Origin of the sequence: Rhodococcus sp. T2V, assembly GCF_029269925.1 — a bacterium.
GTDB classification, from domain to species: domain Bacteria; phylum Actinomycetota; class Actinomycetes; order Mycobacteriales; family Mycobacteriaceae; genus Rhodococcus_F; species Rhodococcus_F koreensis.
The window spans coordinates 105,944-122,867 of record NZ_JARJBD010000004.1 but is presented as its reverse complement, the minus strand read 5'-3'; the positions used below and the strand labels follow the sequence as shown (position 1 = coordinate 122,867).

Genomic DNA, 16,924 nt, shown 5'->3' with positions numbered 1-16,924 from the left:
ACGCGAACACATGTGCGGCATCCGGACGTGACGGTCGGCGCCCCGGACTCGGACCGACGTCCAATTCGCACCCGGGCGGCCGACACTCGGACCGTTGAGCCGGACCCCTTCGCCGATCACCTGAGTCCGATCTCAGTTCGGCACGATTTCTCCCACCTCCACCGCGTAGACCAAGTCTCACGCCCAGATCCAGCACCGAAAACGGAGTAAACATGTTCCGCACCATGGTCAACGGCAAGATCCACCGCGCACGGGTCACCCAGGCCGACCTGCACTACGTCGGGTCCGTGACGATCGACGAAACCCTCATGCGCGCAGCCAATCTCATCGAGGGCGAGAAAGTCCAGATCGTCGACATCACCAACGGCGCCCGCATCGAGACCTACGTCATCACCGGCGACGCCGATTCCGGAGTCATCTGCATCAACGGCGCGGCAGCCCATCTGGTGAACCCCGACGATCTGGTCATCATCATGTCCTACGTACAGCTCGACGAAGCCGAACTGGTCGTTCACGAACCGTCCGTTGTCCACGTGGACGCCGACAACAAAATCGTTGCCCTAGGCAATGATCCGGCCGAGCCGGTACCCGGATCCACCGATCAACTCTCGTCCCGCCACCTCAGCATCCCGTGACCCGAGAGTCGGCAGACCTCGACGGGCGCAATACACACGCGGAAGGTGACGCAGTCGATCACTGACCGTTGCCTCAGGGAGGTGGGCACGTGAAACCGGCCGTGAGGCCTATCGAGCGGTGGGAACTGTCTCTCAGCGGGCGCTGCGTCGCCGACACGGCGCACCAGCGCACGTAATTTTCTCAGGTTGAGCCTGCTTGTTGCTCGCGGGATGAGCGCAAAGCCTTCCCCACGGGCGACAGAACGGATGGTGTACATGACCGATGCAGATATCGTGGGAGTGGGATTCGGTCCGGCCAATCTCGCGCTCGCCATCGCGATCGAGGAATACAACGCCGAATGTGCACCGGGCCAGAGCGTCCGGGCAACGTTCGTCGAACGTCGGGACCAATTCGGTTGGCACCCCGGGATGTTGCTGGACGGCGCCACGATGCAGATCGCGTTCCCGAAGGATCTGGTGACGTTCCGCAATCCGCGGAGCGCCTACTCGTTTATCAACTATCTGTTCGAGCGCGAGCGGCTGGTCGACTTCGTCAACCACCAGACCTTCTTTCCCACCCGCCACGAGTTTCACGACTATCTGTCGTGGGCTGTGGACCGCGTCGATGCCGACGTACGCTTCGGTACGTCCGTCGAGTCGATCCGCGCGATCGAAGCCGGCGACGTGCTCGAGGTCCGGTGTGACGACGGCACCGTGGTCCGTACGCGGAACGTCGCGATCGGGGCAGGGCTGCGTCAGCGGATCCCGCAGTGGGCGAAACCGTCGGCTCGGTGCTTCCACAACCACGACTTCCTTCCTCGTATCGCCGAGTTGCCGGATCCCGCCCACCGCCGGTTCGCCGTCCTCGGAGCGGGGCAGTCGGCGGCCGAGGTGGTGCAACACCTCCACCAGCGATTCCCGCGAGCCGAGGTACACAGCATCTTCTCCCGCTATGGCTACAGCCCCGCCGACGACAGTCCGTACGCCAACCGCATCTTCGATCCGGGCGCTGTCGACGAACTCCACCGCGCACCCGCCGAGGTGCGGGCCGATCTTCTTGCACGGCATCGCAGTACCAACTACTCCGTCGTCGACATCGAGCTCATCGACGAGCTCTACCGCGCCGAGTACGCCGAACGAGTCAGCGGCGACCGTCGGCTGTTCATGCGCCGCGCATCGAGTGTCGACTCGGTCGTCGACACCACGACCGGTATCAACGTCGTGGTCCGCGACCACATCAGCGGGGCCACCGACACACTCGAGTGCGACGCACTTGTGCTCGCGACCGGGTTTGAGCCGGCTCCACTACGTCCCATGCTCGGTGAGCTCGCACCGACGCAGACCGCCGAGCAAATCGTGTCCCGCGACTACCGACTCGCGACACCCGCAACCGTGACCGCGGGAATCTACCTGCAAGGCGGTACCGAAAAGACACACGGAATCACCTCGTCACTGTTGTCCAATGTCGCGGTGCGCGCAGGGGAAATCCTCGACTCCGTCGTCACCGGGAGAGGTGGCGAGGACAGCGGCGTCCGGGTCGACCCCAGTACCGAAACATCCCGCCGGGTGACTCCGGCAACAACGTTCGCAGGGAGCGCAACACGATGAGCACGAACCCGTTCGACGATGAAGACGGCCGCTTCTACGTTCTGGCGAACGCCGAGGATCAGCACTCGTTGTGGCCGATCTTTGCGCAGATCCCGGCGGGCTGGGATGTCATGTTCGGCGAGGCGAGTCGCCCCGCTTGCCTCGAGTACGTCGAGAAGAACTGGACCGATATGCGTCCACGCAGTTTCTTCGCGAGATGAAGGGCACCGTCGCTGCAGCGTCTGTGCCCCAGCACTGAACTGTCGCAGCCAGAGCGGATTCACCCTCGTACAGGTCGATGGCGCTCAGGCCGCTGTCGACATGCAGCGGCTGCCGGCGCCCCTCTCCACCGGTTGCCGGTGATGGCGGCTCAGCGGTCCCTTCCGGTCGGGGCGGGACTTTCGTCACTGCTCATCCGGTGTAGTCCGAGAGGTCGTACACGGTGGCCGACCCCACGGTGGTCGGCTGGAAGTGGGCCGTCACCCAGTCCGCGATCTCGGAGTGCCGGTTTTCCCGTCCCGCGGCGTTCGCCGGGATCCCGCCGGCACCCGCGGCGCTCGGCCGGGTAGCGCCGGCGCCGGGTGCCGTGTCGGGTGCGGTGTTGGGCTGGTGGTCGTCGCCTCGATTCTCGACGATGTAGTAGGTCACCCGGTGGCCGGTGATGTCGTCGATGAACTGTCCGAGCGTCGGCGCCGGGTCACTTCCGGTGAACCCGCCGACCGCCATGACCGCTGTGCCGGTAAACAGTTCGAGGGCGGCGGCGGCCGAGGAGCGGTCGATCGCCGCCGACCATGTGGTGCCGGTAGCCGCGAGCAGGCGATCGAGTTCGGGATTGTCCGCGTTCTCACCGAACATCCCGCCGCCGCGACCACCGGGCTGCGGCGTGGCCGCGGGCCCGACGGTCGGGCTGCCCCCGAGGTGCGGCTGCCCGATCGTCTCGATCGCATACGCGGTGGGGCCGCCGAGCGCGGCGACCACACCGGCAATGAGCGCTGCTGTCGAGAGCCAGCGGACCGGGCGCGCAGTCCGAGACGGCACGATCGCGAGGGCAGCGAGCACGGCTAGCAGTAGTAGCGCCCACCGCAATTGCGGAAACCAGTTGCTGTTGCGGCCCAGGATCCACCAGCCCCAGACCCCGGCGGTGAGCACCAGCGAGGCCAGGCCCGCCCGGCCCAGCCACGACCCGCGCCGGACCCACATCTCGTGCCCACCGATGGCCACCATGCCGGCGATCGCCGGCGCAATCGAGAGACTGTAGTAGGGGTGGATGGTGCCCTGCATGTAGCTGAGCACCAGCCCGTCGACGATCAACCAGCCGCCGAACACGATCCCGCCCGCCCGGACGAGATCCGTGCGTGGTGCCCGCCACCGGGACACGATCACCAGGACGGCGGCGAGCAGTGCTGCGGGCAGCAGCCAGGCGATCTCGAACCCGAATTCACCGGTGAACAGCCGGGGCAGCCCCTGCATCTGCCCGCCGAATCCGCCGTGGGCAGATTGTCCTGTCGCGGGATTGCCGGCGTCGGGCAGCTGACCCGTCGCGAACACGGACGCGCCCGGGCCGGGTCCGGGCCCCTGCCCACCGGGGTGGTTGCGGCCGAGGACCCGGGCGAACCCGTTGTAGCCCAGCACCAGATTCATGAAGCTGTTGTCCGTCGACCCAGCCAGGTAGGGGCGGGCGGACGCCGGCCAGAGCACGGTGAGCAGGACGTACCACCCGGAGGAGACGATGAGGGCGGTCGCCGCCCCGACCAGGTGCATCAACCGGCTACGCAGCGGCGTCGGCGCTGCGATCAGGTACGCGAGCCCCAATGCCGGCAGCACCATCAGGCCCTCGAGCATCTTCGACAGGAACGCAAACCCCAGGGCGACACCCGCCAGGGCGATCCACTTCGCGCTCGCGCGTTCGAGAGCACGCACCGTGCAGTAGGCCGCCGCGGTCATCAGCAGCACCATCACCGCGTCGGGATTGTTGAACCGAAACATCAACGCCGCCACTGGGGTCACCGCGAGGACGGCACCGGCGAGTAGACCCGCTGCGCGGCCACCGATGCGGGCGACCGCCGCATACAGCAACGCCACCGCGCCGACCGCCATCAGCGCCTGCGGGATCATCATGCTGGCACTACCGAAGCCGAACATTCGGCCGGACAGCCCCATCACCCACTGCGACAGCGGGGGCTTGTCGACGGTGATGAAATTCTCCGAGTCGAGCGAACCGAACAGCAGCGCCTCCCAGTTCCTCGAACCGGCCTGCGCAGCCGCAGCGTAGAACTCGTTGCCCATCCCGTTGACGGTGATGTTCCACAGGTACATCACCGCGGTTCCGACAAGCAGCACAAGCAGACCCGCGCGTTCCCACCCTGCGATCCGGCCGGGTTCTGCGGGGTCAGTCGACTGCTCGGGCGCTTCCGTCGTCGTGGTCACACCGCATTCACCCATGCCCAGCTGCTCGGGAACTGTCAGCACCCTGTGAAGTAGCTGGCAACTCGGGCTCGATTCGTTCGGCCATCCATGGCAGCGCCTCCGAGAACGCGCCGGCGGCGAACTGCCAGGCGTGCCCGCTGCTGACCGTGTGCACCGAGCAGGCGATCGCCTGCGCGCTCGCGGCGCCGCAGAGATTCTCCGTGGCGCCGCCGTAGAGCCGTTGCGGGCTACCGGCCCGGGACGGCACAGCTGCCGGTCATCATCTTCCGCAGCTTCTCGAGATCTGACGCAAGATCAACAGCGGTCACGCGCGGGCAACATCGGAAGCAGCTCCTGCTCGGAACGGGTCCCCGTCGGCGCACATGACCGCGCGCCGGTGGAGTTCCTTTCCCACAGCTATTCCAGGCTGGACCTGACGCCAGGGGTGTCCCCAGCGCCGTTGCCCCCGCTATCGGCGCCGACCACAAATCCCGACCACGCCGCCACTCCCGTCGTCATCACGAAACTCTCCACCCACACCGAACACTCCTCCAGAAACTCCCCGAACCGCATCAACGCCTCCGTCGCGAACTCGACACCATCGCATACCTCGAAGAAGACGAAGTCTCGCCTGCAGTACGCAAACCGCAGAAACAGGTACCGCCATACGCCAAACGACCCATGCGCAACCTCGCAGATCACGGCACAATTGAGACCATTCGGATCACAGCCGAACCGTCAGAAGGAGGCCGCCGGACACAACGTCCGAACCACAACTTCACTCGCAGACACGCAGGCAGCACACTCCGCGCAGCCGCAGACAGGCAACATGCGCCCCCTTTTGAGGGATCGGTGCTGCACTCCCCGACCGCACCACCCCCTGGTGCGGTCGGGGGATCACCCCGCCCGTACGACGGCACCGTCGTGCGGGCGGGCGTCCCTGCGCCCGACACGACCACCGGCCCCCACCGGACAGCTTTACCGTCGCTCTCCACGCCGCCAGCTTCATCTCCGTTACCGCTACCCGCCTGGCATCGACCGCGCCGAACTCGACGATCTGATGCCCACGCGCAGAATATGATTGATGCGCATCGACTGAATCCGATGTGCGGGTTGTCGGCGCCGAACCCCGTCGGCCGTGAGTACGACCCGCCCGAGAAAGTCCTGTGTCGTGGGTCATACTTCGGAGTTGAGGGCCGGCGGCGGATCTACCATTTCCTCGCACCGGAACACGAAGGAGAAGGCCGACAAGCCACTGCTACGCCAGCCAAACCACTACTGGCCGACAGGGATTGATGATCCCCGGTCCTGCCGACAACCGTGAATCCGGTCGATGGTTTCACACGGAGCACACGTCCGAGCGGATATCAGCGAGGCCAACTGCCCAGATACACCATCGCCGAACCGCACGTCCCGGCGAGGCCCCGGCCGGCGCGAAACCCGCACCGGCGCACTCCCGGCACCCGTCGTCGACCTCACCCGACACAGATCAGAACACCCACCACCGCCACTGCGACGAGCGAGGCGCCGCCGCAGATCAGCCACGCCCGCGTTGCCAGCTGCCGGCACTGATCGCACCGCTCGTCCACGTCCGCGACCGGCCCCCTCGGTTTCGCATCGGGGGCTCGGGACTGCGAGAGACGGCGGACCTTCGCGTCCGCTCGTGCCGCCACGCCGAACGAGACGGGAACCACCACCAGTGCAGCCACCAGTAGACCGACCATCGCGCCGACGTTCGTCCCGAACATTGTCGTTCCTTCCACACCACCAGGAGCCCGTTACAGGTACCGCGCGTTGATCACCGGTCGTGACGCCGCCACCGGCCCAGGGCCATGAGCCGCGGCGGGCCTACACGCCGGGCATCGGGAACTTCCACACCGCCACCACGACCACGCCCATGATGAGCCCGGCGTATAGAACAGTGCCAACCACACTGACCCGCAACGCATTCAGCAAACTGGTACCCGAATTCTCGGCGATCGGTGCCATGGCAACTCTTCTCTCAGGTGCAGATATTCTCGGTTGCCGCGTCGATGACGTGGCGTACCAGCTACCTTGGACCGACTTCGGCACCTGCACATTGGCCGAAATACCTGCACCCATACCCGTATTTGGGAATGGAGGCTTGGGTCTCGGCTAAGAGTTGCAACCGAACATCCCCGAGCACCAGACTTCCCCCGTAGATTCAGCTGTGTTTTACGTCACACATTCGGCGTCTACACGCTGTCGCCCAAGTATTTCGCGTTGCTGGCGCAGATCATGCAGGATCACCGACCCCTCCGAGCCCGCATCCAAACATGCTGTAGAACAAAGCAATCGGCCGTCTCGGCCGATCTGGCTTCTCACGCAACAGCTCGACAACCGACGTTCGCCGACACTACACAACTCCAACCGGATCATGGATGACGTACGAGGACTTGAAATAGCACTTACTGGTCGGTAATTCGGAAGTGCGAAAATAGTGCAATGGCATGGATCACATTCCCTGGACTTCCATGCGCCGGCTCGCCAACATCAGTGATGCGCTGCTCGTTACTACGTGCAGGTTGTCCGTGTAGCGCCCCTGCCAGCTGATATACATCGTTGGCGGGGGCTGCGCTTGGCTTCGCCACAACTATCAACCGGGCCACCGCTTGGCTACGCCACAACTATCAACCGGGCCTCACGGACAAGACGCCGACCTTCGGCGTACCCGAACTGGGCAGACCGATTCCGTCTCGCACATGAAACCCTTTGTCCGCCAGTCACAGTCGCTGTCACTGCGTAGATCCGACACCGACAACCGGCCCCACGGCCGACATCTGTACTCGATGTCGACGCGTGTGCGCCGGCCACATGCATGACCTTCACCGCGTGCGGATCCCACCCTACGGACTGCCCCCGGGCACGAAATAGGTATGTCTACCGGTCGTTCTACCGTCGTCGGATGGACATCTCGCGAGGAGTGTGGGAGTCGAACAACCCCCGAACCCTGCAAGTCGAGGCCCCGATGCACGATCAGCTCCACTGCTCCCTCCTCGTCGCACGCGACGTCTGCACCATCCGCCACTGCGATCAGTGCCACACCATGCTCGCCGCCGACCCATCCACGTGCTCGTCGTGCCGCAGCACCGAACCGAGCAAGGCTCCCTCGTCGTCAGGCATACACCTGAGTCGACGACTCCCTCACTCAGGGTGCCCGGGGCAAACTCCGCGTCCGCGATGACCGGATGAATCTGCGCCCTGACTGCCCTGCCGAAGGCTGAGCCTGAAGCCGACGGCCACCGGCAGGCAGAGTCCCGCTGCTTCAGGCTCCCCGCAGTCAGCCGTGGACAAATCGTCATATCGAGCCCAGCTCGCCGCCACGAAGAGCGGCCTCGAGATCGTTCCCCGAGGCCGCGAAGAAGAGAGAACTCAATTGAGAAGGCAATACGGGTTTCTAGCGTGTCTCGCAGTCACCCTCGGCGCATTCCTGGTCAACACGCCGACGGCGTCGGCCACCGGTGTCGTCTCCAACGGTATTCCCTGGACCGACGACCTGAACCCGATCCCACAGCCCCTCGGCGTCATCGATTTCTGCACGATGGGCGTCGTCGGTACCGACTCGCTCGGCAACAAGATCGGCATCTCCGCCGCCCACTGTGTCGACGACGCACCCGACGGTGCGCCCGTCTACCGCTACTCGCCGACCGGACCGCGGGAACACCTCGGGAATATCGCGTACCGCAGCCCCGGCGGCGGCACCGGCGTCGACTGGGTGGTCATCCGCCTCAACGCTGACGCGGTACTCACGTCAAATGGTCCCAGTGCCCGGGTCGACGGGATCGGCGCCTCCGACCCGGTTGGTCCTCATTGCAAGGACGGGGCCGGTACCGGCGTTCATTGCGGGTCGATCACTTCGCAGAACATGACACGCTTCTACAGCGACGCCCAATCAGGCGGTGGCGACTCGGGTGGTCCCGTACTTCAGAACAACACCGAGATCGTGGGCATGGTCCGCGGATTCGACACTGCGCTCTTCGCATTCGAGTACATCAAATTCGCTGCCGTCCTCGACGGCATCTCCGCCCAACCCAACCCTGTCGGCAAGGGCTTCGTCGTCACCGATAACTAACCCACATCCCAGAAACCTCGAAGCGGAGAAAACGTCGCGGACTCAGGTCGGTAGAACAGCGGACTACCAGAGCTGCTGCACAATCAGCCACAACCATTCTCGGACAGGTTGAGGAAACGGGCTGTAGTACAACCACCAATTGTCCATTGTCGATCCTTCCGCGTGGGCGCCCCAGCGGTCCGTCGATCATACGTCCGACGTCTCGACAACGACGGCGACCCGACCCTGTCCGACCCCGTAGTTCCTGTCACGCAGCGGCAGACGGCGGATCTGTTGTCCCGATCCACGCTGACACGCGAGACGAAGCACATGCCCCGCAATCGAACTGGCGTGGCTCCGACCATGCTGCGGGCACTCAGACTCCGCTGAGACTTGACACGAATTCGTCGACGGCGCCGCTGCGGCCTGGGACGACCACTTTCTCGAAGAGGGTCAGGATCAGCTCGTCGAGGTGGTCGGTGTGCGCGTGGGTGGTGCGCGTGACGCTGACCGAACGGAGTCCGCGTCCGCGTACGAGTTCTGCGAGCAGTGCTCCGTCACGCTCAGCGGTCGCCTTACGGCCGGACGTGTGCCGAAGTGTGTATGCGCGGCCGGGAAGGGTGACTTCGGCTCTTTTGTACTTGCGGCGCATCCTTCCGGCCATTTGGTCGGTGACGGCCCCGGTGGTTCCGTCGGCCAGTTCCAGAGATGCTGGTACGCCCTTGCGTAACGCGGCACCGTAACGGTCGATGCGCTCGGCCACGGATTCTCGCGTGAAGCGGGAGAAGTGGGCGGTGAACTCGTCACCGGGTCCCGGGCGCAGGGTCGCGCGGGCGATATGCGACGGATCGATCAGCGTGACCGAGGACAGGTCGTCGCTGATTCGGGCGGTCCACCCGGTGATTGTTGGTTGATTCCACGACATGTGGTGATTCTGTCAGGCCCGTGTGCAGACCGAGTGACCTGCATCGCGGACCTTGCTCCCCATGTGCGCGTCGGGCGATCCAGATCAGGAGACATTGACGGGTACCGTTGCGGGGGAAGTGAGTTCCAGCAGTTCGGCGTCGGTCGCGCAGCAGATGGTGTGTGGATCTGCACCGCCGGCCCGCAGCAGATCAGGCTGGGCCAGGTCGGCATCGAGGATGGTCCGCAGAGGCCGTGGATGCCCGATCGGCGAGACCTCGCCCCGAGGCACTCGCTGTACGTATTGCCTGTTCAACGGCATCTTCGAGGACCGTTTCTACAAATGTAGGGCAGATCGCGGAAAGCTCTCGTCATTTGCCGGTCGTGACCCAGCTCACGAATTCGTAGCGTTGAGGTCGGTAACGAACGGCCTCGCAGATCAGCGAGAAGTTCCCCCTCGATAGGAGCATCTGATGACATCCACCGTTGGCTTTGTCGGCCTCGGCAACATCGGTAGCCGGGTGGTCGCACACCTGGTCAAGGCAGGTCACGACGTCGCGGTGTACGACCTGAACACTGCGGCGGTGGAGGCGGCGGTCGCGCTCGGTGCCCGTTCGGTGTCCTCGCCGGGAGAGGCCGCGACGAAGGCGGCGGCGCTGTTCCTGAGCCTGCCCACCCCTGCAATCGTCGACGGCGTCGTCACCGAGGTGCTGTCACTGGGCAACCAGGGCCTGGTCATCGTCGATCACAGCACCATCGATCCGGACACCTCCCGTCGCCTCGCGGAGGATGCCCACGCCGCCGGTGCGAGCTTCCTCGACGCTCCCGTCAGCGGCGGTGTGCAGGGCGCCGAGGCCGGCACCCTCGCGGTGATGCTCGGCGGCGACGAGGACACGGTGAAGAAGGTGATCCCGCTCATCGAGAGTTACGCGGGCAACATCTTCCACGTCGGCCCGTCGGGCAGCGGTCAGGCGATCAAGCTCGCCAACAACCAGATCACGGCCGCGAACATCGTCGCTCTCGGCGAAGGTCTGAGCAGTGCCGTCGCGGCCGGTGTCGACCTGGACACCGCGGTCGCGGTGCTGACGAAGAGCTCGGCAAACAGCAACGTGCTGAGCAACTACTTCCCCAAGACGCTGTTCACCGAGGAGCGCCCCACCGGGTTCGCGCTCGACTTCATGCACAAGGACCTCGGCCTGTTCCTCGCCGCGGCGGGCAAGGCCAAGCTCCCCACCCCCGTCACCGGCCTGGTGCGTGATCTGTTCAGCATCGGCCAGCGCGACGGCCGCGGCGGCAAGGACTTCACCAGCGTCGTCGAATTCTACGAAGACTTCACCGGCATCCGTCTGCAGACGAAGGGACATGACAAGTGAGCACCCCCACCCTGACCACCGCCACGAAGGTCAGCCAGCTCATCGGCGGCCAGTGGGTCCCGGCCGACTCCGGCAACTGGATCGAGGTCGAAAACCCCGCCCGCCGAGAGGTTCTGGCCCTCATTCCGGATTCCGGTGCGGCCGACGTCGACCGGGCTGTCGCCGCGGCGAAGGCCGCGTTCGGACCGTGGAAGGCGTTGCCGGCCCGCGACCGCGGCGCCCTGCTGATCAAGATCGGCGACACGATCGCCGAGAACTCCGAAAAGCTGGCCCGGATCATCGCCTCGGAAACCGGCAACGCGCTGCGCACCCAGGCCCGCGGCGAGGCGGCCAGCGGCGCGGACATCTTCCGCTTCTACGGTCAGATCGCCTCCGAGCAGAAGGGCGAGACCCTGCCGTTCGGAGAGAACCTGGTCAGCTACACCGTCCGCGAGCCGCTCGGTGTGGTCGGCGGTATCGTCCCGTGGAACGCGCCGGTCACGTTGTCGTCGTTGAAGATCGCGATGGCCCTCGCGATGGGTAACACCCTGGTCCTCAAGACCGCCGAGCTGGCCCCGCTCGCGGTGCTCCAGCTCGCCGAGTGGGCGCACGAAATCCTGCCGGCCGGTGTGCTCAACGTGCTGACCGGGTCGGGCCGGAATGTCGGGGTGCCGCTGTCGAAGCACCCCGACGTCGCGAAGCTGACCTTCACCGGTTCCACCGGGGTCGGCAAGGAAATCCTCGCCGCGGCCGCGGATCGGATCGTGCCGGTCACCCTCGAACTCGGCGGCAAGTCCCCGGCGATCGTGTTCCCCGACTCCGACGACGACGCCACCGTCGACGGCGTCATTTCCGGTATGCGGTTCACCCGGCAGGGTCAGTCCTGCACCGCAGGGTCGCGCCTGTACCTGCACGAGGACATCTTCGACTCGTTCCTCGAGAAGCTGAAAACCAAGCTCGCCGCCTTCACGATCGGTGACCCGCTCGACGAGGCCACCGATATCGGCGCCATCGTCAGCGAGAAGCAGTTCGACACCGTGTGCCGCTACATCACCTCCGGTATCGCCCAGGGCGGCACCGTGATCACCGGCGGACCCGAGCGGCCGGTCGACGGCGACGGCTTCTTCGTCGCCCCCACCGTCATCACCGGCGCCGGTCCGGACTGGGACATCACCCGCGAAGAGGTGTTCGGGCCGGTGCTGGTGGTAATCCCGTGGAAGGACGAGGACCAGGTCCTGGCCGCGGCCAACGACAGCGCCTACGGACTGGCCGGCTACGTGTGGACCAAGGACATCACCAAGGCCATCCGCACCGCCAACGCCCTCGAGGTCGGCTGGATACAGATCAACCGCGGCGGCGGCCAGTTGCCCGGCATGTCCTACGGCGGCATCAAGCAATCGGGCCTCGGCCGCGAGTACTCCGTCGACGGAGCACTCGAAAGCTTCACCCAGGTCAAGAACATCACCATCGCGGTCTGACCCCCGCTTCTCCCGGCGCCGCCCCGTCCGGCGGCGCCGGGAGCCCACTCGGGCGTCCTCGGATATGCGCCCTCTCGCATTCGATTCGAACTCCCAGCTAGAGCAACCGAGCGACGCCCGGCACCCCTTTCGTGCCACGGTCGTCCTCGCCGACCCTGGAAACAAGGACACACCATGACAGTCGACAGTTCCCACGAACAGTTGAACGAGGACGGCCTCGCACAGGGCCTGAACAAACGACACATCCGGATGATCGCCATCGGCGGCGCCATCGGAGTCGGTCTGTTCCTCGGCTCCGGCAAGGGCATCTCCTACGCCGGCCCCGCCCTGATCGGCGTCTACGCGATCACCGGCGTGTTCATCTTCATCATCATGCGCGCCCTCGGTGAGCTGCTGATGTACCGGCCCGTCACCGGCTCATTCGCCGAATACGCCCGCGAATTCCTCGGCCCTGCTTACGGTTTCATCACAGGCTGGGGGTATTGGATCACCTGGACCATCATCGGGATGGCCGAGATCACCGCCGCCGGGATCTTCGTCACGTTCTGGTTCCCGGCGATGCCGCAGTACCTCACCGCCCTGATCGCGCTGATAGCGCTGGTCGTCCTGAACCTGGCCAAGGTCGGATTCTTCGGCGAGGCCGAATTCTGGTTCGCCTCCATCAAAGTCGTCACCATCGTCGCCCTGATCGTCGGCGGCATCGCGGTTCTCGTCTTCGACATCGGCGCGGCCGGCCAGGAAGGCGGGATCGCCAACCTGTGGGATCACGGCGGCATCGCCCCACAGGGCCTGCTCGCGGTCCTGCTGGCCTTCCAGATCGTGGTCTTCTCCTACCAGGGTGTCGAGCTGATCGGCATGACGGCCGCCGAAACGAAGAACCGGGCGACCGTGCTGCCCAAGGCGATCAACTCCATCCCGTGGCGGATCGGTGTGTTCTACGTCGGCACCCTGATCGTGCTGCTGTCCCTGTTCCCGTGGGACCAGTTCAGCGCTGCCGAGAGCCCGTTCGTGAAGGGCTTCGCGCAGATCGGGCTGCCTGCCGCCGCGAGCATCATGAACTTCGTCGTCCTGGCCTCTGCGCTGTCGTCGTGTTCGGCGGGCCTGTTCAGCAACGGTCGCCTGCTCAAGAAGCTCGCCGCCGACGGGGTGGCACCGAAGATCTTCGAAAAGACCAACCGTGGGCACGTCCCGGCCGCCGCGATCATCGCCTCGGGTTCGTTGATGCTCGTCGGCGTCGCCATCAACGCGATCGTCCCGGAGCAGGCGTTCTCCTACATCTCCTCCGTCGCCACCCTGGGCGCGATCTGGTCCTGGGGCGTCATCGTCGCCTGCCACCTGGTCTACCGCCGCCGCGTCGAGCGCGGCGAGCTCCCGGCGAGCACCTTCCGGCTTCCGCTGGCCAAGCCGTTGTGCTGGGCCACCCTCGCCTTCCTGACCGCGGTCACGGTACTGCTCGCCTTCGACGAGGGACAGCGCATCGCCCTGTACGCCCTGCCGGTCTGGGCCGCTGTGCTGCTCGCCGGGTACTACCTGTCCACCCGACGTACCGCGAGCATCGTCCCGGCCCCGCATCCGGCATCCGACAACGACGACAACCACCCGGTCTTGCACCCCTGACACCCCGGCGGCCGCACCCGGCACCGGGTGCGGCCTGCTCCCCGTCCACCCATCAGTCCGAGGAGACAGACGCATGGAACCCCGTTCGATTCTCGCCCCGTGGGCTTCGCCGATCGCTCAGCAGCGTCTGTCGGCCCTCGAGCTCGAACACACCGAAACCAGTACCGCTCAGGTCGTCGAGTCCGTCGGCCGCGCGGTGGCGGAGTATCACGCCCGGATCGACGACGGCATCGTCCTCTATGCCGGCACCAACATCCTCTCCCCGACTGCCACCGCCGCCCACGACACCGCCCTGTCCACCCGCCCGGCTTTGGGCTGGCCCGGCGAGAAGGTCCAGACCGCGGTCCAGGACATCGAACACCTCGAGGTGCTCGCCGCCCGGCAGGTCGCACAGGCGCTGCGCGGGACCTACGCCGAGGTGCGCTATCCGACCGCGACCATGGCCAACCTCGCCACCTATATCGCGTTCACCGATCCCGGCGACACCATCGCCGTGCTGTCCCCGGAATCCGGTGGCCACGCCAGCCACCAACAGATCCTCGGGACCGCCGGCGTCCGCGGGCTGACCGTCGAGCACCTGCCCTACTCACCGAGCGTCCTGGACATCGACGCCGGGGAGGTCGTCGACTTCGCGTGCCGGGTGCGGCCGAAGCTGATCGTGGTCGGCGGCAGCGTCACGCTGTTCCCGCACAACCTCGGGCCGATCCGCGAGGCCGCCGATCAGGTCGGTGCCGTCCTGGTGTACGACGCCTCCCACACTGCCGGACTGATCGCGGCCGGCTACTACCAGGACCCCCTCGCCGAGGGCGCGGATGTGGTGACCTTCTCGACGTACAAGACCTTCGGCGGACCCGCGGGCGGCACCGCCGTCACCAACTCCGCCGACTACGCCGAACGCCTCGCCGACGCCGCGTATCCGACGATGCTCTCGAACTACGACCCCGCCCGCCTCGGCCCGCTCGCGATCGCCGCCCGCGAAGCGGTGGAGCAGTCTCCGCCGTGGGCCGCCGCCACCATCGAATACGCCGGGGAGCTGGCCGCGAACCTCAACGCGCGGGGCCTCGTCGTCGTCGGCCGCCGCCTCGGCTATACCCGCAGTCACCAGGTCGTCATCGACGCCCAGGGGCTCGGCGGCGGACCGGCCGCGGTCCGCCGCCTCGAGGCCGACGGCATGTACACCGGGGCCTGCCGGCTGCCCTGGCAGAGTCCCGGCAGCCCAGCGGAGGGTGTGCGCCTGGGCGTGCAGGAATTCATCCGCCGCGGCGCCGGATTCGACACCATCGCCGACCTCGCCGACCTGGTCCACCGATCCATGACCGACGCCACCGACCCACCACTGACCGCCGACACCCGTCGACTGCGCCGCCGGGTCGCCACCGACCTGTGGGGCCGCCCCACCGCCGTCCCGTCCACCGAAGAATGGAGCACTGTCTGATGGCCATCAGCGCATTCGACCTCTTCTCCATCGGCATCGGCCCCTCCAGCTCGCACACCGTCGGCCCGATGCGCGCCGCCGCGATGTTTGTCGACGAGGTCGAGAACGTGCTCGACCTGAAATCGATCACCCGTCTGGAGGTCGACCTGTACGGCTCCCTTGCGGCGACGGGACGCGGGCACGGCACCCTCGGCGCCGTACTCCTCGGACTCGAGGGCAACACCCCGGAGTCGGTCGACCCCGCCTACGCCCGCACTCGGGTCGAAACCATCGACACCGAACACCGCCTGCAGTTCGGGTCGTCCGCCGACCTAGTGTTCGGTACCGCGGACATCGGCATGCACCCGTTGACCATCAAGGACCGCCACACCAACACCGTCCGGTTCGCCGTCCACACCGACCCGGCTGCCGCCGACCACACCCGCGGGCAACTCGCCGCCGCGACCCCCGCCCACGAGGCGGTGTTCTATTCGATCGGCGGCGGCTTCGTCGAACGCGAGGACCAGAGCACCGCCGTCGGATCGACCACCCCGGTACCGTTGCCCTTTCGCACCGGCGCCGAACTGCTCGCGATCTGCGAACGCGAGCACCTGAATATCAGCGACGTCATGTGGCGGAACGAGACCGCGACGCGCGACGCCGAGCAGGTTCGGGCGGGACTGCTCGAGATCTGGCAGGTGATGGCTGCGTCGATCCACAACGGGTTCACCGCCACCGGCCACCTCCCCGGGGCACTGCGGGTCACACGGCGTGCCCCCGAGTTCTACACCCGACTGGTCCGACGCGAGCAAGTCGTCGACCACGCCGACTCGATGGACTGGCTCAACGTCGCCGCCATGGCCGTCAACGAGGAGAACGCCGCCGGCGGACGAATCGTGACCGCCCCCACCAACGGCGCCGCGGGCATCGTCCCGGCCGTGCTGTTCTGGGCCCTGCGCTACCTCCCCGGCCTCGACAACCCGCAGGCCAAGGACGCCGCCGTGGTGAAATACCTGCTCACCGCGGCCGCGATCGCGGTGCTCTACAAGGAGCGCGCCTCGATCTCCGGCGCCGAAGTCGGCTGCCAGGGCGAGGTCGGCTCGGCCTGCTCGATGGCCGCCGGCGCCCTCGCCGAACTTCTCGGCGCCACCCCCGCCCAGGTCGAGAACGCCGCCGAGATCGGCATCGAACACAACCTGGGCCTGACCTGCGACCCGATCGGCGGACTCGTGCAGATCCCGTGCATCGAACGCAACGCCGTCGCCGCCGTCAAGGCCGTCAACGCCGCGAAGATGGCCCTGCACGGCGACGGCACACACCGTGTCTCACTCGATCAGGCCATCGAAACCATGCGACAGACCGGCATGGACATGCTCTCCAAGTACAAGGAAACCTCCACCGGCGGCCTTGCGGTCAACGTCCCCGAATGCTGACATGCCCCCACCCACCCGAACTCGACCCCACGGAGCGAACACGCGATT

General features: G+C 66.3%; 14 protein-coding genes. 9 read left to right on the top strand and 5 right to left on the bottom strand.

Annotation, left to right across the window (positions count from 1 at the left end; all coding sequences use genetic code 11):
• Positions 1–212: 212 nt before the first annotated feature.
• The 3 genes from panD (at position 213) to P3H15_RS05415 (ending at position 2,422) form a co-directional block, all read left to right on the top strand.
• On the top strand, positions 213–635 hold the full coding sequence (gene panD / locus P3H15_RS05425) for an aspartate 1-decarboxylase (protein ID WP_276136299.1): 423 nt from the start codon (positions 213–215) through the stop codon (positions 633–635).
• A 246-nt stretch (positions 636–881) separates the two neighbouring features.
• Positions 882–2,222 (top strand): lysine N(6)-hydroxylase/L-ornithine N(5)-oxygenase family protein, encoded by a 1,341-nt coding sequence (locus P3H15_RS05420; protein WP_276136298.1) that lies wholly within the window; start codon positions 882–884, stop codon positions 2,220–2,222.
• Positions 2,219–2,422, top strand: coding sequence for an MbtH family protein (locus tag P3H15_RS05415; protein ID WP_276136297.1), 204 nt, complete (start codon positions 2,219–2,221; stop codon positions 2,420–2,422). The genes P3H15_RS05420 and P3H15_RS05415 overlap by 4 nt, the downstream gene beginning before the upstream one ends.
• A gap of 190 nt (positions 2,423–2,612) precedes the next feature.
• Here P3H15_RS05415 and P3H15_RS05410 read toward each other — a convergent pair whose 3' ends face one another.
• From P3H15_RS05410 to P3H15_RS05395, 4 genes are all read right to left on the bottom strand, one after another.
• Entirely contained in the window at positions 2,613–4,643 is a 2,031-nt protein-coding gene (locus tag P3H15_RS05410) for a glycosyltransferase family 39 protein (RefSeq protein WP_276136425.1), read from the bottom strand.
• 381 nt (positions 4,644–5,024) lie between these two features.
• Positions 5,025–5,309, bottom strand: coding sequence for a hypothetical protein (locus P3H15_RS05405; protein WP_276136296.1), 285 nt, complete (start codon positions 5,307–5,309; stop codon positions 5,025–5,027).
• Between the two features lie 773 nt (positions 5,310–6,082).
• The gene (locus P3H15_RS05400; protein WP_276136295.1) at positions 6,083–6,355 is read right to left on the bottom strand and encodes a hypothetical protein; all 273 of its coding nucleotides are present in this window, start codon (positions 6,353–6,355) and stop codon (positions 6,083–6,085) included.
• Between the two features lie 100 nt (positions 6,356–6,455).
• Entirely contained in the window at positions 6,456–6,596 is a 141-nt protein-coding gene (locus P3H15_RS05395) for a hypothetical protein (RefSeq protein WP_276136294.1), read from the bottom strand.
• Positions 6,597–7,914: 1,318 nt separating this feature from the next.
• Here P3H15_RS05395 and P3H15_RS05390 point away from each other — a divergent pair.
• Entirely contained in the window at positions 7,915–8,700 is a 786-nt protein-coding gene (locus tag P3H15_RS05390) for a hypothetical protein (protein WP_276136293.1), read from the top strand.
• A gap of 355 nt (positions 8,701–9,055) precedes the next feature.
• On the opposite strand, the gene P3H15_RS05385 is transcribed toward P3H15_RS05390, so the two are convergent.
• Entirely contained in the window at positions 9,056–9,604 is a 549-nt protein-coding gene (locus tag P3H15_RS05385) for a hypothetical protein (RefSeq protein ID WP_276136292.1), read from the bottom strand.
• 451 nt (positions 9,605–10,055) lie between these two features.
• Here P3H15_RS05385 and P3H15_RS05380 point away from each other — a divergent pair, with 451 nt between their 5' ends.
• The 5 genes from P3H15_RS05380 (at position 10,056) to P3H15_RS05360 (ending at position 16,876) form a co-directional block, all read left to right on the top strand.
• Entirely contained in the window at positions 10,056–10,955 is a 900-nt protein-coding gene (locus P3H15_RS05380) for an NAD(P)-dependent oxidoreductase (RefSeq protein WP_276136291.1), read from the top strand.
• Positions 10,952–12,412 (top strand): aldehyde dehydrogenase family protein, encoded by a 1,461-nt coding sequence (locus tag P3H15_RS05375; protein ID WP_276136290.1) that lies wholly within the window; start codon positions 10,952–10,954, stop codon positions 12,410–12,412. The genes P3H15_RS05380 and P3H15_RS05375 overlap by 4 nt, the downstream gene beginning before the upstream one ends.
• 174 nt (positions 12,413–12,586) lie before the next feature.
• A complete protein-coding gene (locus P3H15_RS05370) occupies positions 12,587–14,029 on the top strand; it encodes an amino acid permease (protein ID WP_276136289.1) in 1,443 nt (480 codons plus the stop codon).
• A gap of 73 nt (positions 14,030–14,102) precedes the next feature.
• Positions 14,103–15,464: a serine hydroxymethyltransferase gene (gene glyA, locus P3H15_RS05365; RefSeq protein WP_276136288.1), complete on the top strand. Its 1,362-nt coding sequence runs from the start codon at positions 14,103–14,105 to the stop codon at positions 15,462–15,464.
• Positions 15,464–16,876, top strand: a complete 1,413-nt coding sequence (locus tag P3H15_RS05360) for an L-serine ammonia-lyase (protein ID WP_276136287.1) — start codon at positions 15,464–15,466, stop codon at positions 16,874–16,876. The genes glyA and P3H15_RS05360 overlap by 1 nt, the downstream gene beginning before the upstream one ends.
• The last annotated feature ends 48 nt before the right edge of the window (positions 16,877–16,924 follow it).

Bases quoted from the DNA above. Each gene is read 5' to 3' on its own strand.
- P3H15_RS05380 (WP_276136291.1), top strand. From the start codon at position 10,056: ATGACATCCACCGTTGGCTTTGTCGGCCTCGGCAACATCGGTAGCCGG.
- glyA (WP_276136288.1), top strand. From the start codon at position 14,103: ATGGAACCCCGTTCGATTCTCGCCCCGTGGGCTTCGCCGATCGCTCAG.
- panD (WP_276136299.1), top strand. From the start codon at position 213: ATGTTCCGCACCATGGTCAACGGCAAGATCCACCGCGCACGGGTCACC.
- P3H15_RS05395 (WP_276136294.1), bottom strand. From the start codon at position 6,596: ATGGCACCGATCGCCGAGAATTCGGGTACCAGTTTGCTGAATGCGTTG.
- P3H15_RS05420 (WP_276136298.1), top strand. From the start codon at position 882: ATGGTGTACATGACCGATGCAGATATCGTGGGAGTGGGATTCGGTCCG.
- P3H15_RS05410 (WP_276136425.1), bottom strand. From the start codon at position 4,643: ATGGGTGAATGCGGTGTGACCACGACGACGGAAGCGCCCGAGCAGTCG.
- P3H15_RS05415 (WP_276136297.1), top strand. From the start codon at position 2,219: ATGAGCACGAACCCGTTCGACGATGAAGACGGCCGCTTCTACGTTCTG.
- P3H15_RS05370 (WP_276136289.1), top strand. From the start codon at position 12,587: ATGACAGTCGACAGTTCCCACGAACAGTTGAACGAGGACGGCCTCGCA.
- P3H15_RS05385 (WP_276136292.1), bottom strand. From the start codon at position 9,604: ATGTCGTGGAATCAACCAACAATCACCGGGTGGACCGCCCGAATCAGC.
- P3H15_RS05400 (WP_276136295.1), bottom strand. From the start codon at position 6,355: ATGTTCGGGACGAACGTCGGCGCGATGGTCGGTCTACTGGTGGCTGCA.
- P3H15_RS05360 (WP_276136287.1), top strand. From the start codon at position 15,464: ATGGCCATCAGCGCATTCGACCTCTTCTCCATCGGCATCGGCCCCTCC.